This window comes from Micromonospora sp. NPDC049114 (genome assembly GCF_040648635.1).
Classification (GTDB): domain Bacteria; phylum Actinomycetota; class Actinomycetes; order Mycobacteriales; family Micromonosporaceae; genus Micromonospora.
In genome coordinates this window covers 36,401-54,034 of the sequence record NZ_JBEZEA010000019.1, presented here as the reverse complement: position 1 = coordinate 54,034, position 17,634 = coordinate 36,401, and the positions used below count along the sequence as shown (strand labels likewise).

Sequence of the window (17,634 nt, the reverse complement as noted above, 5' to 3'; positions counted from 1 at the left end):
CCACCGACCGGGACGTGCCCGGCCGTATGGACGACCGCCCTACAGACCACGGCCTTGCGGGCGACCGCCCTACCGACCACGGCTTTGCGAGCGACCGCCCAACAGACCACGGCACCGGGCGACCGGCCCTGCGAGCGACGGCCCTCAGGCGGAGAAGTCGCCCTTACCGAACGGGCCGACGACGGCCAGCGACATCGGCCGGCTGAGCAGCTCGGCGGCGAGGGTGTTCACGTCCTCGACGCTGACCTCGTCGACCCGGCGGAGCAGCTCGTCCACCGGCATCAGGTCGCTGTAGAGCAGCTCACCCTTGGCGAGCCTGCTCATCCGGGAGCCGGTGTCCTCCAGGCCGAGCACGAACGAGCCCTTGCTCATCCCCTTGCCCCGGGCCACCTCGGCCTCGGTCAACCCGTCGGCGGCCACCCGGGCCAGCTCGGCGCGGGTCAGGGCCAGCACCTCGTCCACCTTGCCCGGCGCGCAGCCGGCGTAGACGGCGAACAGGCCGCTGTCGGCGTACTGGCTGGCGTAGGAGTAGACCGAGTAGGCCAGGCCGCGCTGCTCGCGGATCTCCTGGAAGAGGCGGCTGGACATGCCGCCACCGAGGACGTTGTTGAGCACCCCGAGGGCGAAACGCCGGTCGTCGGTGCGGTCGATGCCGGGGCAGCCCAGCAGGACGTGCGCCTGCTCGGTCTCCTTCGGCTCGACCAGGGTGGTGGCCGGCTTGGTGCGTACCGCCGGAGTGGCCGCGCGGTGTGCGGCCGGTGCGGCGGGGTCGCTGTCCAGTGGCGTGCCGCGCACGGCCTGCCGGACCAGCTTGACCACCGCGGCGTGGTCGAGGTTGCCGGCGGCGGCGATGACGATCTGCGGCGCGGTGTAGTGACCGCGGTAGAAGCTCTGGATCTGCCGCCGGGTCATCGGCGTGACGGTCTCCTCGGTGCCGGAGATCAGTCGGCCCAGCGGGTGGTCGCCGTAGACGGCCCGGGCGAAGAGGTCGTGCACCTCGTCACCGGGTTCGTCGTCGTGCATGGCGATCTCCTCCAGGATCACGCCACGCTCGGTCTCCACGTCGGCCGGCTCCAGCAGCGAGTCGGCGACCAGGTCGCACATCACGTCGATCGCCAGCGGCAGGTCCTCGTCCAGCACGCGGGCGTAGTAGCAGGTGTATTCCTTCGTGGTGAAGGCGTTCGTCTCGCCACCCACCGCCTCGATCTGCGAGGAGATCTCCAAGGCGGTGCGCTTGTGGGTGCCCTTGAAGAGCAGGTGCTCCAAGAAGTGCGCGGCACCGGCCTGCGGACGCGTCTCGTCCCGCGAACCGACCGCCACCCAGATGCCGAAGGACACGCTGCGCATCGCCGGGATCGCCTCGGTCAGCACGCGCAGGCCGCTGGGCAGCACGGTACGTCGTACCGTGCCGCCCAGCGGGTCGTCGCTGAGCGTCCGGGTCACCGCACGGGCGGCGCCGCCGGAGCGGCCCACCCCGGTGTCCCGAGACGGGGCCACCCCCCGTCGATCCGGTGGAAACGGCGCACTGAAGGCCCGACTCACGTGTTGCTCCCGGTTCGACGAGGGGTGGGTGTTGCAGGTGCTGGTGGTCAGCTGTGCCGGGTCCGGCGGCGCGGACGCTCGCCGCCCTCGCCACCACCCTCGCCGCCGCCGCCACCCTCGCCACGGTCACCGCGCTCCGGGCCACGCCCGCCCCGGTCGCCGCCACGCTCGCGGTCGCCCCGGTCACGCGGACCCCGGTCACCCCGGTCGCGGCCGGAGGGACGGTCGCCACCGGCGGCCTCACCGGCGGCCGGCGCCTCGGCGCCCTCCGGGCGGACCTTGTCCAGGTAGATCTTGCCGCGGGCGTCGATGTCAGCGATCTCGACCTCGACCCGGTCACCGACGTTGAGGAAGTCCTCCACGCGCTCGACCCGCTTGCCGTCGCCCACCTTGGAGATGTGCAGCAGGCCGTCGCGGCCCGGCAGCAGCGAGATGAACGCGCCGAACGCGGCGGTCTTGACCACCGTGCCGAGGAACCGCTCGCCCTGCTTGGGCAGCGTCGGGTTGGCGATCCCGTTGATCCGGTCGACGGCAGCCTGGGCCGACGGGCCGTTGGTCGCGCCGACGTAGATCGTGCCGTCGTCCTCGATGGAGATCTCGGCGCCGGTCTCGTCCTGGATCGCGTTGATGGTCTGGCCCTTCGGGCCGATCACCATGCCGATCTTGTCGACCGGGATCTTGACGGTGGTGACCCGCGGCGCGTAGTCCGACATCTCGGCCGGAGCCTCGATGGCGGCCTTCATGACACCGAGGATGATCTGCCGGGCCTCGTTCGCCTGCTGCAACGCGGCGGCCAGCACGTCCGACGGGATGCCGTTGAGCTTGGTGTCGAGCTGCAGCGCGGTGACGAACTCCGGGGTGCCGGCGACCTTGAAGTCCATGTCACCGAACGCGTCCTCGGCGCCGAGGATGTCGGTCAGCGTGACGTACTGCGTCTTGCCGTCCACCTCGTCGGAGATGAGGCCCATGGCGATGCCGGCGACCGGCGCCTTCAGCGGGACACCCGCGGAGAGCAGGCCCAGCGTCGACGCGCAGACCGAGCCCATCGAGGTGGAGCCGTTGGAGCCGAGCGCCTCGGAGACCTGCCGGATGGCGTACGGGAACTCCTCGCGCGACGGCAGCACCGGGATCAGCGCACGCTCGGCGAGAGCGCCGTGGCCGATCTCGCGCCGCTTCGGCGAGCCGACCCGGCCGGTCTCACCCGTCGAGTACGGCGGGAAGTTGTAGTTGTGCATGTAGCGCTTGCGGTTCTCCGGGGACAGCGTGTCCACCATCTGCTCCATGCGGAGCATGTTCAGCGTGGTGACACCCAGGATCTGGGTCTCGCCGCGCTCGAACAGCGCCGAACCGTGCACCCGGGGCAGCACGCCGACCTCGGCGGTCAGCGGCCGGATGTCGCGCGGGCCGCGGCCGTCCATGCGGACCTGCTCGCGCAGCACGCGGTTGCGCACCTCGGACTTGGTCAGCGAGCGGAAGGCGGCGCTGAGCTCCTTCTCCCGACCCTCGAACCGAGCGCCCAACTCCTCGGCGACCCGGGCCTTGACCCGGTCCAGGGCTTCCTCGCGGTCGGCCTTGCCGGCGATGGTGATCGCCTCGGCCACGTCGGCGCGGGCCAGGTCGGCGACCGCGTCGTACACGTCGTCCTGGTAGTCCAGGAAGACGGGGAACTCGGTGACCGGCTTGGCGGCGACCTCGGCCAGCTCGCTCTGCGCGCGGCACAGCTCGCGGATCGCCGGCTTGGCGGCCTCCAGGCCGCTGGCGACGATCTCCTCGGTCGGGGCGGTGGCGCCGGCCGAGATGAGGGCGACGGCGTTCGGGGTGGCCTCGGCCTCGACCATCATGATCGCGACGTCGCCGTCGTCGAGGGTGCGGCCGGCCACGACCATGTCGAAGGTGGCGCGGGCCAGCTCCTCCAGGGTCGGGAAGGCGACCCACTGGCCGTCGATGTGCGCGACCCGGGTCGCGCCGATCGGGCCGGAGAACGGAAGGCCGGAGAGCTTGGTCGACATCGAGGCCGCGTTGATGGCCACCACGTCGTACGGGTGCTGCGGGTCGAGCGCGAGGATGGTCTCGACGACCTGGACCTCGTTGCGCAGGCCCTTCACGAAGGACGGGCGCAGCGGCCGGTCGATCAGGCGGCAGGTGAGGATCGCGTCCTCGCTGGGCCGACCCTCACGGCGGAAGAACGAGCCGGGGATCCGGCCCGCGGCGTACATCCGCTCCTCGACGTCGACGGTCAGCGGGAAGAAGTCGAACTGCTCCTTCGGGTGCTTACCGGCGGTGGTGGCGGAGAGGACCACCGTCTCGCCCAGCTGGGCGATGACGGAACCGGCGGCCTGGCGAGCCAGCCGACCGGTGGAGAAGGTGATCTCGCGGGTGCCGAAGGACCCGTTGTCGATCACGGCGGTGCGGGATTCGGTGCCGAGTTTGGTCTCGGTCATGTGCTGTCGTGCTCCTTCGCGTCGTGGGCCCGCGACGTCGGGGAGCTGCTCAGCCGGCCGGTCTTCGATCGAAGCGCCCGGGTGCCGGCGTGCTGCCGGGTTCCCGGGGGCCACTACCGGAGACCGGTACGCTGACCGGCTCCCTCTCGGGTTGGTCGCGCGGCCCGTGTTCTTCAGGTGGGACGCCGATCGGGGGAGCGGCCGGTCGGCCACTCCCCCGTCACGTCACCGGCGCAGACCGAGCCGCTCGATGAGCGTCCGGTAGCGGGCAATGTCCTTCTTCTGGACGTAGTTGAGCAGCCGACGGCGACGGCCGACCAGCAGCAGCAGCCCACGGCGGCTGTGGTGGTCGTGCTTGTGCACCTTCAGGTGCTCGGTCAGCTCGGCGATCCGCTTGGTGAGGACCGCGACCTGGACCTCCGGCGAACCGGTGTCGCCCTCGGCGGTCGCGTACTCCGCGCGGATGCTGGCCTTGGCTTCCTGGTCGAGCGCCATGTTCTCCCTGTTTCGATGGGTTGATCAAGTAGGTGTCCGTCGTCCCGATGGACCGGGAACGGACCGGTACCTCGCACCCGCGGCGTCGAGCAGGCACGCGAGGCCCCACGCCGGTCACCCGACGTCCCCGCAAGACTACCAGCACCCACGGGTAACACCCGGCCAAGGGCCTGCGCGGCCCGGTGGATGATCAGCTCAGGGCGCTCCGGGTGCGTGCGACGTCCTGTTCGATCTGGGCGATCAACGGCTCGATCGAGTCGTACCGGACCTGACCGCGCAGGTGCGCCACGAAGTCCAGGGCCAGCCGCTCGCCGTACAGGTCGCCGTCGAAGTCCAGCGCGTACGCCTCCACCCGCCGCTCCCGACCGGAGAAGGTCGGGTTGGTGCCGACCGACACCGCGGACATCAGCGGCTCGGACTGCCCACGACGGATCAGCCGGGCGGCGTACACCCCGTCGGCGGGGACCGCCGCGTACCTGTGGCAGAGCAGGTTCGCAGTGGGGAACCCCAGCACCCGGCCGCGTTGGTCGCCGCGGACCACCACCCCCTCCACCCGGTGCGGGCGGCCCAGCGCGGCCGCCGCGGCGCCCACGTCGCCGGCGTCGACGCAGGAGCGGATGTACGTGGAGGAGAAGACCGTCCCGTCCTGCGCGACCAGCGGGCCGCCCTCCACCCCGAAGCCGAAGGTCTTGCCCAGCCGCTCCAGCAGCGCCACGTCGCCCGCGGCGCGGTGCCCGAAGCGGAAGTTGCCGCCGACCACCACCAGCGCCGCGTGCAGGTGCTCGACCAGGATGTCGTGAACGAACTGCTCGGGCGGCAGCCGGGAGAACTCCGGGGTGAACGGCACCACGCAGAGCACGTCCACGCCGAGCGCCTCGATCAGTTCCGCCTTGCGGGCCGGCTCGGTGAGCACGGCCGGGTGCGAGCCGGGGCGGACCACCTCGGCCGGGTGCGGATCGAACGTGACCACCACCGACTGCACGCCCAGCTCCCGGGCCCGGGCCACGGCGTGCCCGATGGTCGCCTGGTGCCCCTTGTGCACGCCGTCGAAGACGCCGATGGTGACGACCGAGCGTCCCCAGCCGCCGGGCGCCGCGTCGTACCCCCGCCACCGCTGCATGCCGTTCCTCTCCTGCTGTCCCGCCGGTCGGCGGGTCGACACCGCCGGCCGGAAGCCGACGGACCTGCGTACCGCCGTCAGGCCGGGGCGAGCACGATCTCCGCGCGGGCCCGCCCGTCCCGCTCGCTGACGATAGCGATCAGAGCACCGGTCGGTCCGAAGACGGCGTACGGCCCGGCGATGCCGGCCGGGTCCAGCGGACCGCCGTGGCCGAGCACCTTCGCCTCGTCGGGTGTCGCCTCCCGGCGCGGGAAGAACCGGTCGGCCGCCGCGTCCAGCGGCAGGTTCACCACGGCCGGGGCGCGCTGCTCCAACTCGTCGAGCGTGGCCGCCTCGGTGAGCGTGAAGCCACCTACCGCGGTCCGACGCAACGCGGTGAGGTGCCCACCGACGCCGAGCGCCAGGCCGGCGTCCCGGGCGATGGCCCGGATGTACGTCCCCGAAGAGCAGGTGACGTCGACGTCCACGTCCACCACGTCCGGCTCGGTGCGGCGGATCGCCAGCACCTCCAGCCGGGAGATGGTGACCCGCCGCGCCGGCAGCTCGACGCTCTCGCCGTCACGCACCCGCTTGTACGCCCGCTGACCGTCGATCTTGATGGCGCTGACCGCGCTCGGCACCTGGTCGACCTCGCCGGTCAGGGGCGTCAGCGCGGCCCGGACGGCCTCGTCGGTGACGTGGCCGGCCGGGGTGCTGGCGATCACGTCACCCTCGGCGTCGTCGGTGACGGTGGCCTGGCCGAGCCGGATCGTGCCGGTGTAGCTCTTGCCCGCGCCGATGACGTAGGTCAGCAGTCGGGTGGCCCGCCCCACACCGATCACCAGGACACCGGTGGCCATCGGGTCGAGGGTGCCGCCGTGCCCGACGCGGCGGGTCTTCGCCAGCCGGCGGATCCGCGCCACCACGTCGTGCGACGTCATGCCGCCGGGCTTGTCGACAACGATCAGACCATCGGTGCTCACGTCGTCCAAGCCTGCCAGACAGCCCAGCGGCGACCGGAGTCGCCCGGCGCCCTCCCGCCCGCCCGCAGGCGTACACCCCGGGGTGGCGGCCCGGCGGCGGCGAGGACTGCTGAGCCGGGTCGGTCCGTCAGCGGGTCGCGCCGACCACGGCCCAGGCGCCGTTGCGCAGGCGCAGCAGCAGGGCGACCAGCCGGATCGCCACGAAGAGGGTGAGCCCGGCCCAGATGCCGCCCAGCCCCAGGTCCAGCCCGTACGCCAGCCAGATGGCCGGCAGGAAACCGCCGAGCGCCGCCACGATGGTGAGGTTGCGCAGGTAGCGCACGTCGCCCGCGCCGATCAGCACGCCGTCGAGCGCGAACACCACCCCGGCCAGGGGCTGCATGGCCACGAACCACGGCCAGGCCACCATGGCCTGCTCGCGTACCTGCTCGTCGGAGCTGAACCAGGACGGCACGACACCGGCCCCGGCGGCGATCAGCAGCGCGAAGGCGACGCCGCAGACACCGCCGAGCACGCCGATCCGGCGGGCCAGCGCACGGGCGTCCGCCGCGTCGCCGGCGCCCAGCGCGGCGCCGACCAGGGACTGCGCGGCGATGGCGAGGGCGTCGAGCACCAGCGCCGTGAAGAACCAGAGTTGCAGGGCGATCTGGTGCGCACCGACGGCGGCGGCGCCGAAGCGGGCGGCCACGGCAGTCGCGGAGAGGAAGCTGGCCTGGAACGCCACGCCGCGGATCAGCAGGTCCCGGCTGAGCACGAGTTGCTGGCGGATCACCCGGAGTCGGGGCCGCAGCGACACCCGTTCGGCGACCAGCGCCGCGGCGAAGAGCCCACCGGCGATCGTCTGGGCGACCACGTTGGCGACCGCCGAACCGGTCAGGCCGAGGCCGGCGGGATAGACCAGCAGCGGGCAGAGCAGGGCGGAGAGCAGGTTGGGGCCGAGCACGAAGAACAGCGGCCGCCGGGTGTCCTGCACACCGCGCAGCCAGCCGTTGCCGGCGGCGGCGAGCAGCAGGCCGGGGGCGCCGAGCGCCGCGATCCGCAGCCACGCGGCGGCGGCGTCGGCGACGTCGCCGGGACCTCCGGCGAGGGTACGCGCCAGCGCGCCCCCGCCGATCTGCATGCCGATCGCGACAAGCAGCCCGACGCCGAACGCGAGCCACGACGACTGGACTCCCTCGGCCACGGCGGCCGCCCGGTCGCCGGCGCCGAAGCGGCGGGCCGACCGCCCGGTGGTGCCGTACGCGACGACGGTGCCGAGCCAGGCGGTGAGCGTCATCACCGTGCCGCCGACGGCGAGCGCCGCGAGGGGCACCCGACCGAGGTGACCGACGACTGCCGTGTCGACGAGCACGTAGAGCGGCTCGGCGGCGAGGACGACGAGGGCTGGCAACGCGAGGCCGGCGATGCGGCGCGGCGAGGCGGATCGGTCGGTGGTGGCAGGGTGGCTCATCGCCGCCGATCCTGGCACGACGACGGTAAGGATCGCAATCCCGCCGAGGACTTACTCCAGCGGAGGCGTCACCGCTCGGCGGACTGGCTCACTGGCGGGTGTCCATCGACGTCTGCAGCGCGCGGCGGGCCTGCTCGCGGGCGTCGTCGGTGGTGGTCTCGGGCTTGGGCTTGTTCGGCATGGTGGCGCTCCTTCCAGGGTGCGAGCCACCGGCACGCGGCGGCCCTCACGGGCGGTCGTGCTGAGCGCCCCACGGCGGTCCGGGGTTACCGGAGCAGCCGACTGGGCAGCGTGAGCCCGGGTCGGTCCGACCCTGGAGGGAGGCAGCGCGAGGTGTGGCACCACCGCCCACGACCTGCATCACCACGTGATGCCGGCCGCCTCCCAAGTTATCGTTCAGGTCCACATGCTGCTCTCGGTTCCCGCCATTTGGACGGGCGGCGACCCGGTTCAGCGGGCCAGGAAGTGCCAGCCCAGCCACCACCAGAACCCGAACAGACCGATCCTGCCCACCGGCACCGACCCGACCTCGTAGCGCATCACGTACGCGCAGACCTCGCCCAGGGTCGGTATGCGGGATCCCTCCCGCCGGGCCAGCCACTCGACCCCGACGAACAGGGCCAGCGCGGTGAGGAAACCGCCGATCGCGAGAGCCCGCATCATCGCCGCACCAACCCCCAGAACGCGGCCAGCCAGGCGAACCAGGCCGCCGACCGGGTCAGATGATCCTCCAGCAAGGGGTCGGCCAACCGGGAGAAGGTGGGAAAGTCGTCGCCCACGGCCAACACGAAGGTCGCGCCCTCGAAGACCCCGAAGACCACCACCGGCAGTGCCCACCACGCCGCTCCCGGCCCCAGCCGACGCGGCGCCGGCCGCCGGGGCACCCGGCTGTTCAGACCGAGCCAGATCAACACGCCGCCGGTGCCGAGCGTGTAGAGATTCGCCTCGGTCGAGAACGACGCGAACCGGCCGCCGACGAGGGACAGGCAGAGGAGAACCGGAACGGAGACGGCGGGCCGGTCCCAGGCTCGGGGGGCCTCCACGGTGAGGTCGTGCGGCTGCTCCATCCCGCAATTCTTCCTGTTCTCACACAGCGCGGGAAGACCAACACTCCCCGGAGCTGACCCTGAACTTCCCGCCCCGGATCAGAACGTGGACGGGTCGGTGGCGTCGGGCGGCCCGGGAACGGTGTCAGGCGTCGCCGGTGATCAGTGCCCCGGTCAGCTCGCCGCGGATCGCCTCGATGACGTGCTCGGCGGTCCCCCGGCCGGTGAACCCGGCCGCGAACGTGTGGCCACCCCCGCCCAGCGCCACCGCCACGCGACTGACGTTCACCGCGCCCTTGCTCCGCATCGACACGGCCCACTCGTCGGCGGCGGTCTGCTTCAGCACGCAGCTCACGTCCGCCTCGGCGGTGCACCGCACCGAGTCGATCAACGCCTCCAGGACGTACGGCCGCTGATCGTGGCGGCTGAGGTCGTCGAGGGTGGCGAAGGTCCACACCAGCCCCAGACCGTCGGCCGCGGCCGGCTCCAGCCGAGCACGGCCGAGGACCTCCCCGAAGAGGCGGACCGCGCCGAAGGGTCGGGTGTCGAACACCCGCCGGGAGATGTCCCCGGGCGAGATGCCGGTAGACAGCAGCCGGGCGGCGAGCTGGTGCACCGCCGGAGTGGTCGCCTCGAACCGGAACGAGCCGGTGTCCGTGGTCAACGCCACGTACAGGCACTCGGCGATGGCCCGATCCAGCGGTACGCCCAGTCGCGCCAACAGCTGCTCGGCCACCACCGACGTGGCGGCGGCCCGCGGGTCGACCAGGTTGACGGAGCCGAAGCCCGGGTTCGAGGCGTGGTGGTCGAGCACCAGGACGGCAGGAGCCGTCGACAGCCGACCGGCCAGCTCACCGAGGCGCGACTCGCTGGCCGCGTCGAAGCAGATCACCAGATCCGGGGTTGGATCCGCGGCGCCGGCCGGGACCAGCAGCTCCAAGCCGGGCAGCCCCCGGAACGGCTCGGGCACCTCCGGCGGCCCGGGAAAAGTCGCCTGCAACCCGGATACGCCGAGCTGGCGCAGACCCAGACCGAAACCGAGCATGCTGCCCAGCGCGTCCCCGTCCGGGTTGACGTGGCAGATCAGCAGCACCCGGCTGGTCGGCCCGACGGCGCGGATCAGCGCCTCGGCCGCGGCCCAGTCCGCCTCGGCCGGGCCGGTGTCGACCGGCGCGACGAGTTGTGCACCGGCGGCGGCCGTCACCGCGCTGCCCCACCCCGGGGGTTCTCCGGGACGTCGGCGGCCTCGTCGGTCTCGTCGTCGGTCTCGTCCTCGTCGACCCGGTAGGGCTGTGCCTCGCCCGCGTACTCCGCCCGGGCGGCGAGCCGCTGCACCTCCGCGTCCGCGTTGCGGGCGGCGGCGAGCAGATCGTCGATGTGCTTGACCTGGTCCTGCACGTCGTCCAGCACGAAGGTGAGCGTCGGCGAGTGCCGCAACCCGAGGGCCTTGCCGACCGTGCTGCGTAGCAGCCCCTTGGCGCTCTCCAGAGCCGCCGCCGTGTCCGCCTGGGCCACCGCGTCACCGAGCACCGTGTAGAAGACCGTCGCGTCGCGCAGGTCAGCGGTGATCCGGGCATCAGTGATGGTGATCATGCCGAGCCGCGGGTCCTTGATCTGGCTCCGCACCACCGACGCGACCAGCTCACGCACCCGTTCCGCGTGCCGGCGTACCTTGGCCGGATCAGACATCTCGCCACCTCCACGGCGTCCTGCTCCCGGCCGACCCGGCGACCCGGGGCCGCCGGCCGACCGGCCAACATGTCGAACACTACCTTCGCGGCGGCGCCGGTCGCCCGGCACCGCCGGCACCCCGGGTCAGTCGTCGTCCACGCCGTACAGCCGGCGCCGGACCGACAACAACTCGACCTCGGGGCGCGCGGCCACCAGGCGCTCGCACGAGTCGAGCACCTCGCGGACGTGCGCCGCTTCGGCGGCGACCACCGCCACCGCTATCTCCGCTCGACCGTGCAGGTCGAGCGCACCCACCTCGGCGGCCGAGACCTCGAAGCGGCGCAGCGCCGCCACGATCGGCCGTACATATGATCTCTTGGCTTTGAGCGACCGGGAGTCGCCCGGCAGCAGCAGGTCGAAGACCGCGTTTCCGGTGAACATCGCCCAGGACGATACCGGCAACCCGCCCCGCATGATCAAGGGGTTTACGCCGGTTGGCGTAAACCCCTTGATCAGCGTGTCACTGCCGGATCAGGCGCGAGCCTTCTCCCGCATCTCGAAGGTCTCGATGACGTCGCCGACCTGGACGTTGTTGTAACCACCCAGGGTCAGACCACACTCGAAGCCCTCGCGGACCTCCGTGGCGTCGTCCTTGAACCGCTTGAGCGAGGTGATCGTGAGGTTGTCCGCCACGACCGCCCCGTCCCGCAGCAGGCGTGCCTTCGCGTTGCGCCGGATGATGCCCGACCGGACGATACAACCGGAGATGTTGCCGATCTTGGACGAGCGGAAGACGTCGCGGATCTCCGCGGTGCCCAGCTCGACCTCCTCGTACTCCGGCTTGAGCAGGCCCTTGAGCGCTGCCTCGATCTCCTCGATGGCCTGGTAGATGATCGTGTAGTACCGGATCTCCACGCCCTCGCGGTCGGCCATCTCGCGGACCTTGTTCGAGGCCCGCACGTTGAAGCCGATGATCGTGACCGGCTCCGACGAGGCACTCGCGAGCATGACGTTGCTCTCGGTGATCGCGCCGACACCCCGGTCGAGGACCTTGAGCTGGACCTCCTCGGGAATGTCGAGGTTGAACAGCGCGTCCTCCAGAGCCTCCACCGAACCGGAGACATCGCCCTTGAGGATGAGGTTGAGCGACGTCTTCTCGCCCTCCTTGAGCTGCTCCATGAGCGTCTCAAGAGTGGCCCGACCACGGGAGTTGGCGAAGGACGCCGCCCGCCGCCGCGCCTGCCGCTGCTCGGCGATCTGCCGCACCGTACGGTCGTCCGCCGCGGCGAGGAACGTGTCGCCCGCGCCGGGAGGCGCGGTCAGACCCAGCACCATGACCGGACGCGCCGGACCGGCCTCGGTGAGCTGGTTGCCGTTCTCGTCGAGCATGGCCCGGACCCGGCCGTGCGCCCCACCGGCGACGATCGAGTCGCCCGCCCGCAGGGTGCCCTTCTGCACGAGCACCGTCGCCACCGCACCGCGACCCTTGTCCAGGTGCGCCTCGATGGCCACACCCTGCGCCGGCCCGTCGATCGGAGCGGTCAGCTCCAGCGACGCGTCGGCGGTCAGCAGGACAGCCTCGAGCAGTTCCTCGATGCCGATGCCCGGCTTCGCGGCCACGTTGACGAACATGGTGTCGCCGCCGTACTCCTCAGCGACCAGGCCGTACTCGGTCAGCTGCTGGCGGACCTTGTCCGGGTTGGCCTCCGGCTTGTCGACCTTGTTGACCGCGACCACGATCGGCACGTCGGCCGCCTTGGCGTGGTTCAACGCCTCGATGGTCTGCGGCATCACGCCGTCGTCGGCCGCGACCACCAGGATCACGACGTCCGTCACCTGGGCACCACGGGCACGCATGGCGGTGAACGCCTCGTGACCCGGGGTGTCGATGAAGGTCACCGCGCGGTCCTCGCCCTCGTGCGGGACGTGGACCTGGTAGGCACCGATGTGCTGGGTGATGCCACCGGCCTCGCCGGCCACCACGTTCGCCTTACGGATCGCGTCGAGCAGCTTGGTCTTACCGTGGTCGACGTGACCCATGACGGTCACGACCGGCGCACGACTGACCAGACGCTCCTCGGCCACCTCCGCGTCGAGGTCGATGTTGAACTGCGCGAGCAGCTCGCGGTCCTCGTCCTCCGGGCTGACGATCTGCACCTCGAAGCCGAGGTGCACACCCAGCAGCTGCAGGGTCTCGTCAGAGCAGGACTGGGTCGCGGTGACCATCTCGCCCAGGTTGAACATCTCCTGGACCAGCGAACCCGGGTTGGCGTTGATCTTGTCGGCGAAGTCCGACAGCGAGGCGCCACGGGAGAGCCGGACGACCTGACCCTGACCCCGGGGAGCACCCGAGCTCATGGTCGGAGCCGACAGGTTGTCGAACTCCTGTCTGCGCTGCTTCTTGGACTTGCGGCCACGCGTCGGCCGGCCACCCGGACGCCCGAAGGCACCCGCGGCGCCGCCGCCACGGCCACGACCACCGGCACCCGGACGACCGCCGCCGCCCGAGGGTGCGCCCGGACGGAAACCACCGCCGGGAGCACCGCCACCGCCGCCGGGACCGCCACGGTAGCCACCGCCACCGCCGGCACCCGCGCCGCCACCGGGGCCGCCGCGGTAACCGCCGCCACCACCGGCGCCGCCGCCGGGACCACCACGGAACCCGCCGCCACCGCCACCGGGGCGACCTGCGCCGCCACCGGGACGACCGGCGCCACCCGGGCCGGGACGACCGGCAGCCGGGCGCTGACTCGGCATGGACGCCGGGCTGGGCCGCGGCGGCATGGAGTTCGGGCTCGGCCGCGGCGGCATACCCGCCGGGCTGTTGGGCCGGGGGCCACCCGCACCCGCAGCCGGCGGCCGCTGCTGCTGGCCACCCTGGATTCCGAACGGGTTGTTACCGGCACCGCGCGCCGGCGGACGACCGCCCGGTCGGGCACCGGGACCCGGCGCCGGCGTGCTCGGCCGAGCGGCCGGCGAACCGGGACGGGGCGGCATCGCTGCCGGACCCGGCCGCGGACCCGGACGGTTGCCCTCCGCCGGAGGCTCCCGGCGAACGGGGTTCTCCCGCTGCTGCTGGCGGGCGGCCTGCGCGGCCTTGACCGCGGCCTCCTGCTCAGCCTTCAGCGCGGCGGCACGCGCCTCGGCGGCCGCCACCTCGATGTCGTGGGCACTCGCCGGCTTGGCGACCGGGGCCGCCGACTGCGGCGCACCGGGCACCGGACCCTTGGGCTTCGGACCGGGTGCCGGCGCGGCCGGCCGCCGAGGCGGCATCGGCTTCGCCGAGACCCGGGGGGCACCCGGGGTCGGAGACGGCGTCGGGGTCGGCGTCGAAGCCGGCGTCGGCGCGGGCGCCGACGGGGCTGCCGGCGCCGGAGCACCGGAAGACGCGACGAAAGCGTTACGCAGCCGTCGGGCGACGGGCGCCTCGACCGTGCTGGACGCGGACTTGACGAACTCGCCCATTTCCTTCAGCTTGGCGAGAACGGTCTTACTCTCGACCCCGAGCTCTTTTGCAAGCTCGTGTACGCGGGCCTTGCCTGCCACTGCACTCCTCACTCCGAGGTCGTGCGGGCAGCACCCGCAGCGACCTCACTCGTGCACTTGAAGCCTGGTCATTTCAGGGACTTCATCGTGTGCTCATGTCGGTCGTCCTACCCTGCTAGCGACCCTCGCCCGGTCGGGCTGACCGGACGTAGTGGTTGGCGCATCGACGTGCTCTGCCAGCACACCGTGGTCGAGGACCTCGGTGATGCGCAGCGCTCGCCCGAAGGCGCGGCGCCGCACCGCCAGCGCGAAGCAGGCCGGATCCGGGTGCATGTTCGCTCCCCGACCCGGCAGCCTGCGGCGCGGATCAGGCCGGAGGCTGTGACCAGCCTCGTCCCCGATCGCGACGATCCGCAGCAATTCGCTGGCCGGCGCACGTTTCCGGCAGCCCACACAGGTGCGCTCCGGCTGCGCGCGTCGTACCACTGGAGGAAGTCTACCCCTAGCTGCCCGAGATCGCGCCGCCCGGCTCCGGCACGTGCTCCGCCGCCCCGCGCGCGGCGGGCGCGGTCTGCTCCGCGTCGGACCGGATGTCGATCCGCCAACCGGTCAACCGGGCAGCGAGTCGGGCATTCTGCCCCTCGCGGCCGATGGCGAGCGAGAGCTGGAAATCCGGGACGGTCACCCGGGCGGCCCGGCCGGCCAGGTCGACCACCTCGACGCGCAGCGCCTTGGCCGGCGACAACGCGTTGCCGACGAAGGTGGCCGGGTCGTCCGACCAGTCGATGATGTCGATCTTTTCACCGTGCAGCTCGCTCATCACCGCGCGCACCCGCTGGCCCATCGGACCGATGCAGGCGCCCTTGGCGTTCACCCCGGGGGTGGTGGAGCGGACGGCGATCTTCGTACGGTGACCTGCCTCACGGGCGATCGCGCCGATCTCGACAGTGCCGTCGGCGATCTCCGGGACCTCCAGCGCGAACAGCTTCTTGACCAGGGCCGGGTGCGACCGGGACAGGGTGATCTGCGGGCCGCGCATGCCCTTGGCCACGTGCACCACCACGCACCGGACCCGCTCGCCGTGGGCGTACCGCTCGCCGGGCACCTGCTCGGACTGCGGCAGCACGCCCTCCAGCTTGCCCAGGTCGACGCTGACGATGCCCTTCTCGGTACGGGTCTCGTGCGCCTGCACCACGCCGGTGATCAGGTCACCCTCGCGGCCCACGTACTCGCCGAAGTGCACCTCGTCGGTGGCCTCCCGCAGACGCTGGAGGATCACCTGTTTGGCGGTCATCGCGGCGATCCGCCCGAAGTCGTGCGGCGTGTCGTCCCACTCGCGCACCAGGGAACCGTCGGCGTCCATCTCCTGGGCGTACACCAGGGCGGCGCCGGACTTGCGGTCGATCTCCACCCGGGCGTGCGGCTCGGCGCCGTCGGTGTGCCGGTAGGCGGTCAGCAACGCGGTCTCGATCGCCGCGAGAATCGTGTCGAACGGGATCTCCCGCTCGCGCTCGAGTGCGCGCAGCGCCGCGAGGTCGATGTTCACCTCTCCTCGTCCTCCACATCATCTTCGTCGTCGATGTCGTCTGAATCGTCGTTCTCGTCCGCGTCGTCCGCGTCGTCGAACTCGTCGGTGTCGTCCGGCTCGCCCAGCTCGGCGAGGCGGGTGAACTCGACCTGCACCCGGCCCGGACCCAACTGGGCGTACGCCCAGGAGTCGCGGCCGGCGTCGGTCTCCAACTGCACTGTCTCGTCGTCGGCCCCGACCACCCGGCCGGTCAGCTGGCGATCCCCGGAGGGCTGCTCGCCCCGCTGGCCGGGCAGCGCTGCCGCGCCCCGGATGGTGACCTTGACCAGCCGGCCCACGTTGCGCCGCCAGTGCCGGGGCAGGGTGAGCGGCCGGTCCACACCCGGCGAGCTGACCTCGAGCTGGTATTCCCCGGCGAGAATGTCGCCGTCGGTCTCCTCGGCGGCGTCCAGCGCGGCCGAGACCGCACGGGAGACGTCCGCGACCGCGTCCAGGTCGATGCCGCCGTCGGCGTCCACGATCACCCGCACCACGTGCCGGCGGCCGGCCCGGGAGACCGACAGGTCCTCCAGGTCGTAGCCCACGCCGTTGACCACCGGCTCGATCACGGTCCGCAACCGGGTGCGTCGTGCCGCGAGATCACCGCCGCCGCGCGGGGCGGCGGCGCGCGGAGTGGCGCCGTCGCGTGGTCCGCGGGAGCCCGCGCCGTCGCGGGGTCGACCCGTCGACCTGGTGGCACGGCCACGCTGCGTCATCTGCGCACCCTTTCCCTGGTCGACCGGGACCTTCGTCCCGCCATGCCGGCACGCCACCGGAGCGGACGCGCCGGTGGCTGCGCAGAGCGTAACGCGCCTGCCCGGCGGCGGACCGGGCGGCGCACCGACGGCGATGGCCCCCGGACCGGCGCGGATGGTGTTCACTTGCCCGGTGGGGATCGGCAGAACGACACCGCGCGACCAAGTATCCGGACATAACCGGCGAAAGCTCCTGCGCACCGGGGCACTGCTGGCGCTCGGCTGCGCAGCGGCGCCGCTGACCGGCTGTGATCTTTTCGACCGCGACGACGAGCCGGCGCCACCGCCGGACCCGCTGCGCCCGATGGTCGACGAGGCGCTGGGCCTGGCCGCCGCGTACCGGGCGGGCGCCGCCGCCCACCCGGACCTGGCCGACCGCCTCGGCCCCATCGCCGAGACACACACCGCGCACGCCACCGAGCTCGCCCGGGTCATCGGCGTCACTCTCGGGTCCGCGCCCGCCGCCGACCCGAGCGCCACCGCGGCGACCGAGCCGGCCGACGCGCTGGCCGCCCTGCGCGCGCGGGAGAAGACCGCACAACAGTCGGCCACCGCGGCCTGCGCGGCGGCGCCCGCCGAGCGGGCGGCGCTGCTCGGGTCGATCGCCGCCGCCCGGGCCACCCACCAGGAGGCACTGAAGTGAGGCAGCCCACCGCCGGGGAGGCCCTCGCCGCCGCCCTCTCCGCCGAGTACGCGGCGATCTACGCCTACGGGCGGATCGGCGTCCGCCTCACCGGGGCGGCACGCGACCTCGCACACCAGGCGGAGGCCGCGCACCGACGCCGGCGCGACGCCCTGGTGGTGCAGCTCAGCACCACCGGCGGCACCGTTCCGCCGGGCCGGGCCGGGTACGCCCTGCCGTTTCCCGTCACCGACCGGGCGAGCGCGTTGCGGCTCGCCGTCGAGGTGGAGGAGCGCACCGCGGCGCACTGGCGGGCCGCGTTGGCGTCCACCACCGGCCCGGACCGCGACCAGGCACTGGCCGCCCTCGTCGAGTACGCCGTACGGGCCACGCGGTGGCGAAAGACCGCAGGGGTGACCCCGCTGACTGTCGCATTTCCCGGCCGCCCGAGCTGAGCCGGTCCGCTCCGGTTGCGGA

The 17,634-nt window shown here is 72.6% G+C and carries 17 protein-coding genes; 2 read left to right on the top strand and 15 right to left on the bottom strand.

The features are described from left to right. Window positions 1-144: 144 nt before the first annotated feature. From AB0B39_RS31225 to rimP, 15 genes are all read right to left on the bottom strand, one after another. Window positions 145-1,542: a pitrilysin family protein gene (locus tag AB0B39_RS31225; protein ID WP_234588264.1), complete on the bottom strand. Its 1,398-nt coding sequence runs from the start codon at window positions 1,540-1,542 to the stop codon at window positions 145-147. 47 nt (window positions 1,543-1,589) lie between these two features. Beyond that, a complete protein-coding gene (locus AB0B39_RS31220) occupies window positions 1,590-3,983 on the bottom strand; it encodes a polyribonucleotide nucleotidyltransferase (protein ID WP_234588262.1) in 2,394 nt (797 codons plus the stop codon). Window positions 3,984-4,208: 225 nt separating this feature from the next. Continuing rightward, entirely contained in the window at window positions 4,209-4,478 is a 270-nt protein-coding gene (gene rpsO / locus AB0B39_RS31215; RefSeq protein ID WP_007456699.1) for a 30S ribosomal protein S15, read from the bottom strand. Window positions 4,479-4,668: 190 nt separating this feature from the next. Beyond that, entirely contained in the window at window positions 4,669-5,598 is a 930-nt protein-coding gene (locus AB0B39_RS31210) for a bifunctional riboflavin kinase/FAD synthetase (protein WP_234588260.1), read from the bottom strand. Between the two features lie 77 nt (window positions 5,599-5,675). Further along, the gene (truB, locus tag AB0B39_RS31205) at window positions 5,676-6,560 is read right to left on the bottom strand and encodes a tRNA pseudouridine(55) synthase TruB (RefSeq protein WP_357497936.1); all 885 of its coding nucleotides are present in this window, start codon (window positions 6,558-6,560) and stop codon (window positions 5,676-5,678) included. 127 nt (window positions 6,561-6,687) lie between these two features. Beyond that, entirely contained in the window at window positions 6,688-8,010 is a 1,323-nt protein-coding gene (locus AB0B39_RS31200) for an MATE family efflux transporter (RefSeq protein WP_357497938.1), read from the bottom strand. A gap of 450 nt (window positions 8,011-8,460) precedes the next feature. Then, the gene (locus AB0B39_RS31195; protein ID WP_234588302.1) at window positions 8,461-8,670 is read right to left on the bottom strand and encodes a DUF6186 family protein; all 210 of its coding nucleotides are present in this window, start codon (window positions 8,668-8,670) and stop codon (window positions 8,461-8,463) included. Then, window positions 8,670-9,077 carry a hypothetical protein gene (locus AB0B39_RS31190; RefSeq protein WP_234588258.1) on the bottom strand — a complete coding sequence of 136 codons (408 nt, stop codon included), beginning with the start codon at window positions 9,075-9,077 and terminating at the stop codon, window positions 8,670-8,672. Before AB0B39_RS31190 ends, AB0B39_RS31195 begins: the two co-directional genes overlap by 1 nt. A gap of 124 nt (window positions 9,078-9,201) precedes the next feature. Continuing rightward, window positions 9,202-10,260, bottom strand: a complete 1,059-nt coding sequence (locus AB0B39_RS31185) for a bifunctional oligoribonuclease/PAP phosphatase NrnA (protein ID WP_357576086.1) — start codon at window positions 10,258-10,260, stop codon at window positions 9,202-9,204. Further along, window positions 10,257-10,745, bottom strand: a complete 489-nt coding sequence (gene rbfA, locus AB0B39_RS31180; RefSeq protein ID WP_357576085.1) for a 30S ribosome-binding factor RbfA — start codon at window positions 10,743-10,745, stop codon at window positions 10,257-10,259. The genes AB0B39_RS31185 and rbfA overlap by 4 nt, the downstream gene beginning before the upstream one ends. A gap of 126 nt (window positions 10,746-10,871) precedes the next feature. After that, window positions 10,872-11,168 (bottom strand): DUF503 domain-containing protein, encoded by a 297-nt coding sequence (locus AB0B39_RS31175; RefSeq protein ID WP_234588255.1) that lies wholly within the window; start codon window positions 11,166-11,168, stop codon window positions 10,872-10,874. A 90-nt stretch (window positions 11,169-11,258) separates the two neighbouring features. Beyond that, the gene (infB, locus tag AB0B39_RS31170) at window positions 11,259-14,273 is read right to left on the bottom strand and encodes a translation initiation factor IF-2 (RefSeq protein WP_357497945.1); all 3,015 of its coding nucleotides are present in this window, start codon (window positions 14,271-14,273) and stop codon (window positions 11,259-11,261) included. A 93-nt stretch (window positions 14,274-14,366) separates the two neighbouring features. Beyond that, window positions 14,367-14,699, bottom strand: coding sequence for a YlxR family protein (locus AB0B39_RS31165; RefSeq protein WP_357576084.1), 333 nt, complete (start codon window positions 14,697-14,699; stop codon window positions 14,367-14,369). Between the two features lie 16 nt (window positions 14,700-14,715). After that, window positions 14,716-15,759, bottom strand: a complete 1,044-nt coding sequence (gene nusA, locus AB0B39_RS31160) for a transcription termination factor NusA (RefSeq protein ID WP_234584281.1) — start codon at window positions 15,757-15,759, stop codon at window positions 14,716-14,718. After that, the gene (rimP, locus tag AB0B39_RS31155) at window positions 15,756-16,496 is read right to left on the bottom strand and encodes a ribosome maturation factor RimP (protein ID WP_357576083.1); all 741 of its coding nucleotides are present in this window, start codon (window positions 16,494-16,496) and stop codon (window positions 15,756-15,758) included. The genes nusA and rimP overlap by 4 nt, the downstream gene beginning before the upstream one ends. Before the next feature lie 154 nt (window positions 16,497-16,650). On the opposite strand from rimP, the gene AB0B39_RS31150 reads away from it, so the two are divergent. Both AB0B39_RS31150 and AB0B39_RS31145 read left to right on the top strand, forming a co-directional pair. Then, complete coding sequence (locus tag AB0B39_RS31150) at window positions 16,651-17,178, top strand: hypothetical protein (protein ID WP_357498085.1); 528 nt, start codon at window positions 16,651-16,653, stop codon at window positions 17,176-17,178. Beyond that, a complete protein-coding gene (locus tag AB0B39_RS31145) occupies window positions 17,175-17,612 on the top strand; it encodes a ferritin-like domain-containing protein (protein ID WP_234584279.1) in 438 nt (145 codons plus the stop codon). The genes AB0B39_RS31150 and AB0B39_RS31145 overlap by 4 nt, the downstream gene beginning before the upstream one ends. Window positions 17,613-17,634 lie beyond the last annotated feature (22 nt).

Coding starts and splice junctions, on each gene's coding strand:
- AB0B39_RS31200 (WP_357497938.1), bottom strand. CDS start 8,010: ATGAGCCACCCTGCCACCACCGACCGATCCGCCTCGCCGCGCCGCATC.
- AB0B39_RS31195 (WP_234588302.1), bottom strand. CDS start 8,670: ATGCGGGCTCTCGCGATCGGCGGTTTCCTCACCGCGCTGGCCCTGTTC.
- rimP (WP_357576083.1), bottom strand. CDS start 16,496: ATGACGCAGCGTGGCCGTGCCACCAGGTCGACGGGTCGACCCCGCGAC.
- AB0B39_RS31220 (WP_234588262.1), bottom strand. CDS start 3,983: ATGACCGAGACCAAACTCGGCACCGAATCCCGCACCGCCGTGATCGAC.
- rpsO (WP_007456699.1), bottom strand. CDS start 4,478: ATGGCGCTCGACCAGGAAGCCAAGGCCAGCATCCGCGCGGAGTACGCG.
- AB0B39_RS31210 (WP_234588260.1), bottom strand. CDS start 5,598: ATGCAGCGGTGGCGGGGGTACGACGCGGCGCCCGGCGGCTGGGGACGC.
- rbfA (WP_357576085.1), bottom strand. CDS start 10,745: ATGTCTGATCCGGCCAAGGTACGCCGGCACGCGGAACGGGTGCGTGAG.
- AB0B39_RS31175 (WP_234588255.1), bottom strand. CDS start 11,168: ATGTTCACCGGAAACGCGGTCTTCGACCTGCTGCTGCCGGGCGACTCC.
- AB0B39_RS31190 (WP_234588258.1), bottom strand. CDS start 9,077: ATGGAGCAGCCGCACGACCTCACCGTGGAGGCCCCCCGAGCCTGGGAC.
- AB0B39_RS31150 (WP_357498085.1), top strand. CDS start 16,651: ATGGTGTTCACTTGCCCGGTGGGGATCGGCAGAACGACACCGCGCGAC.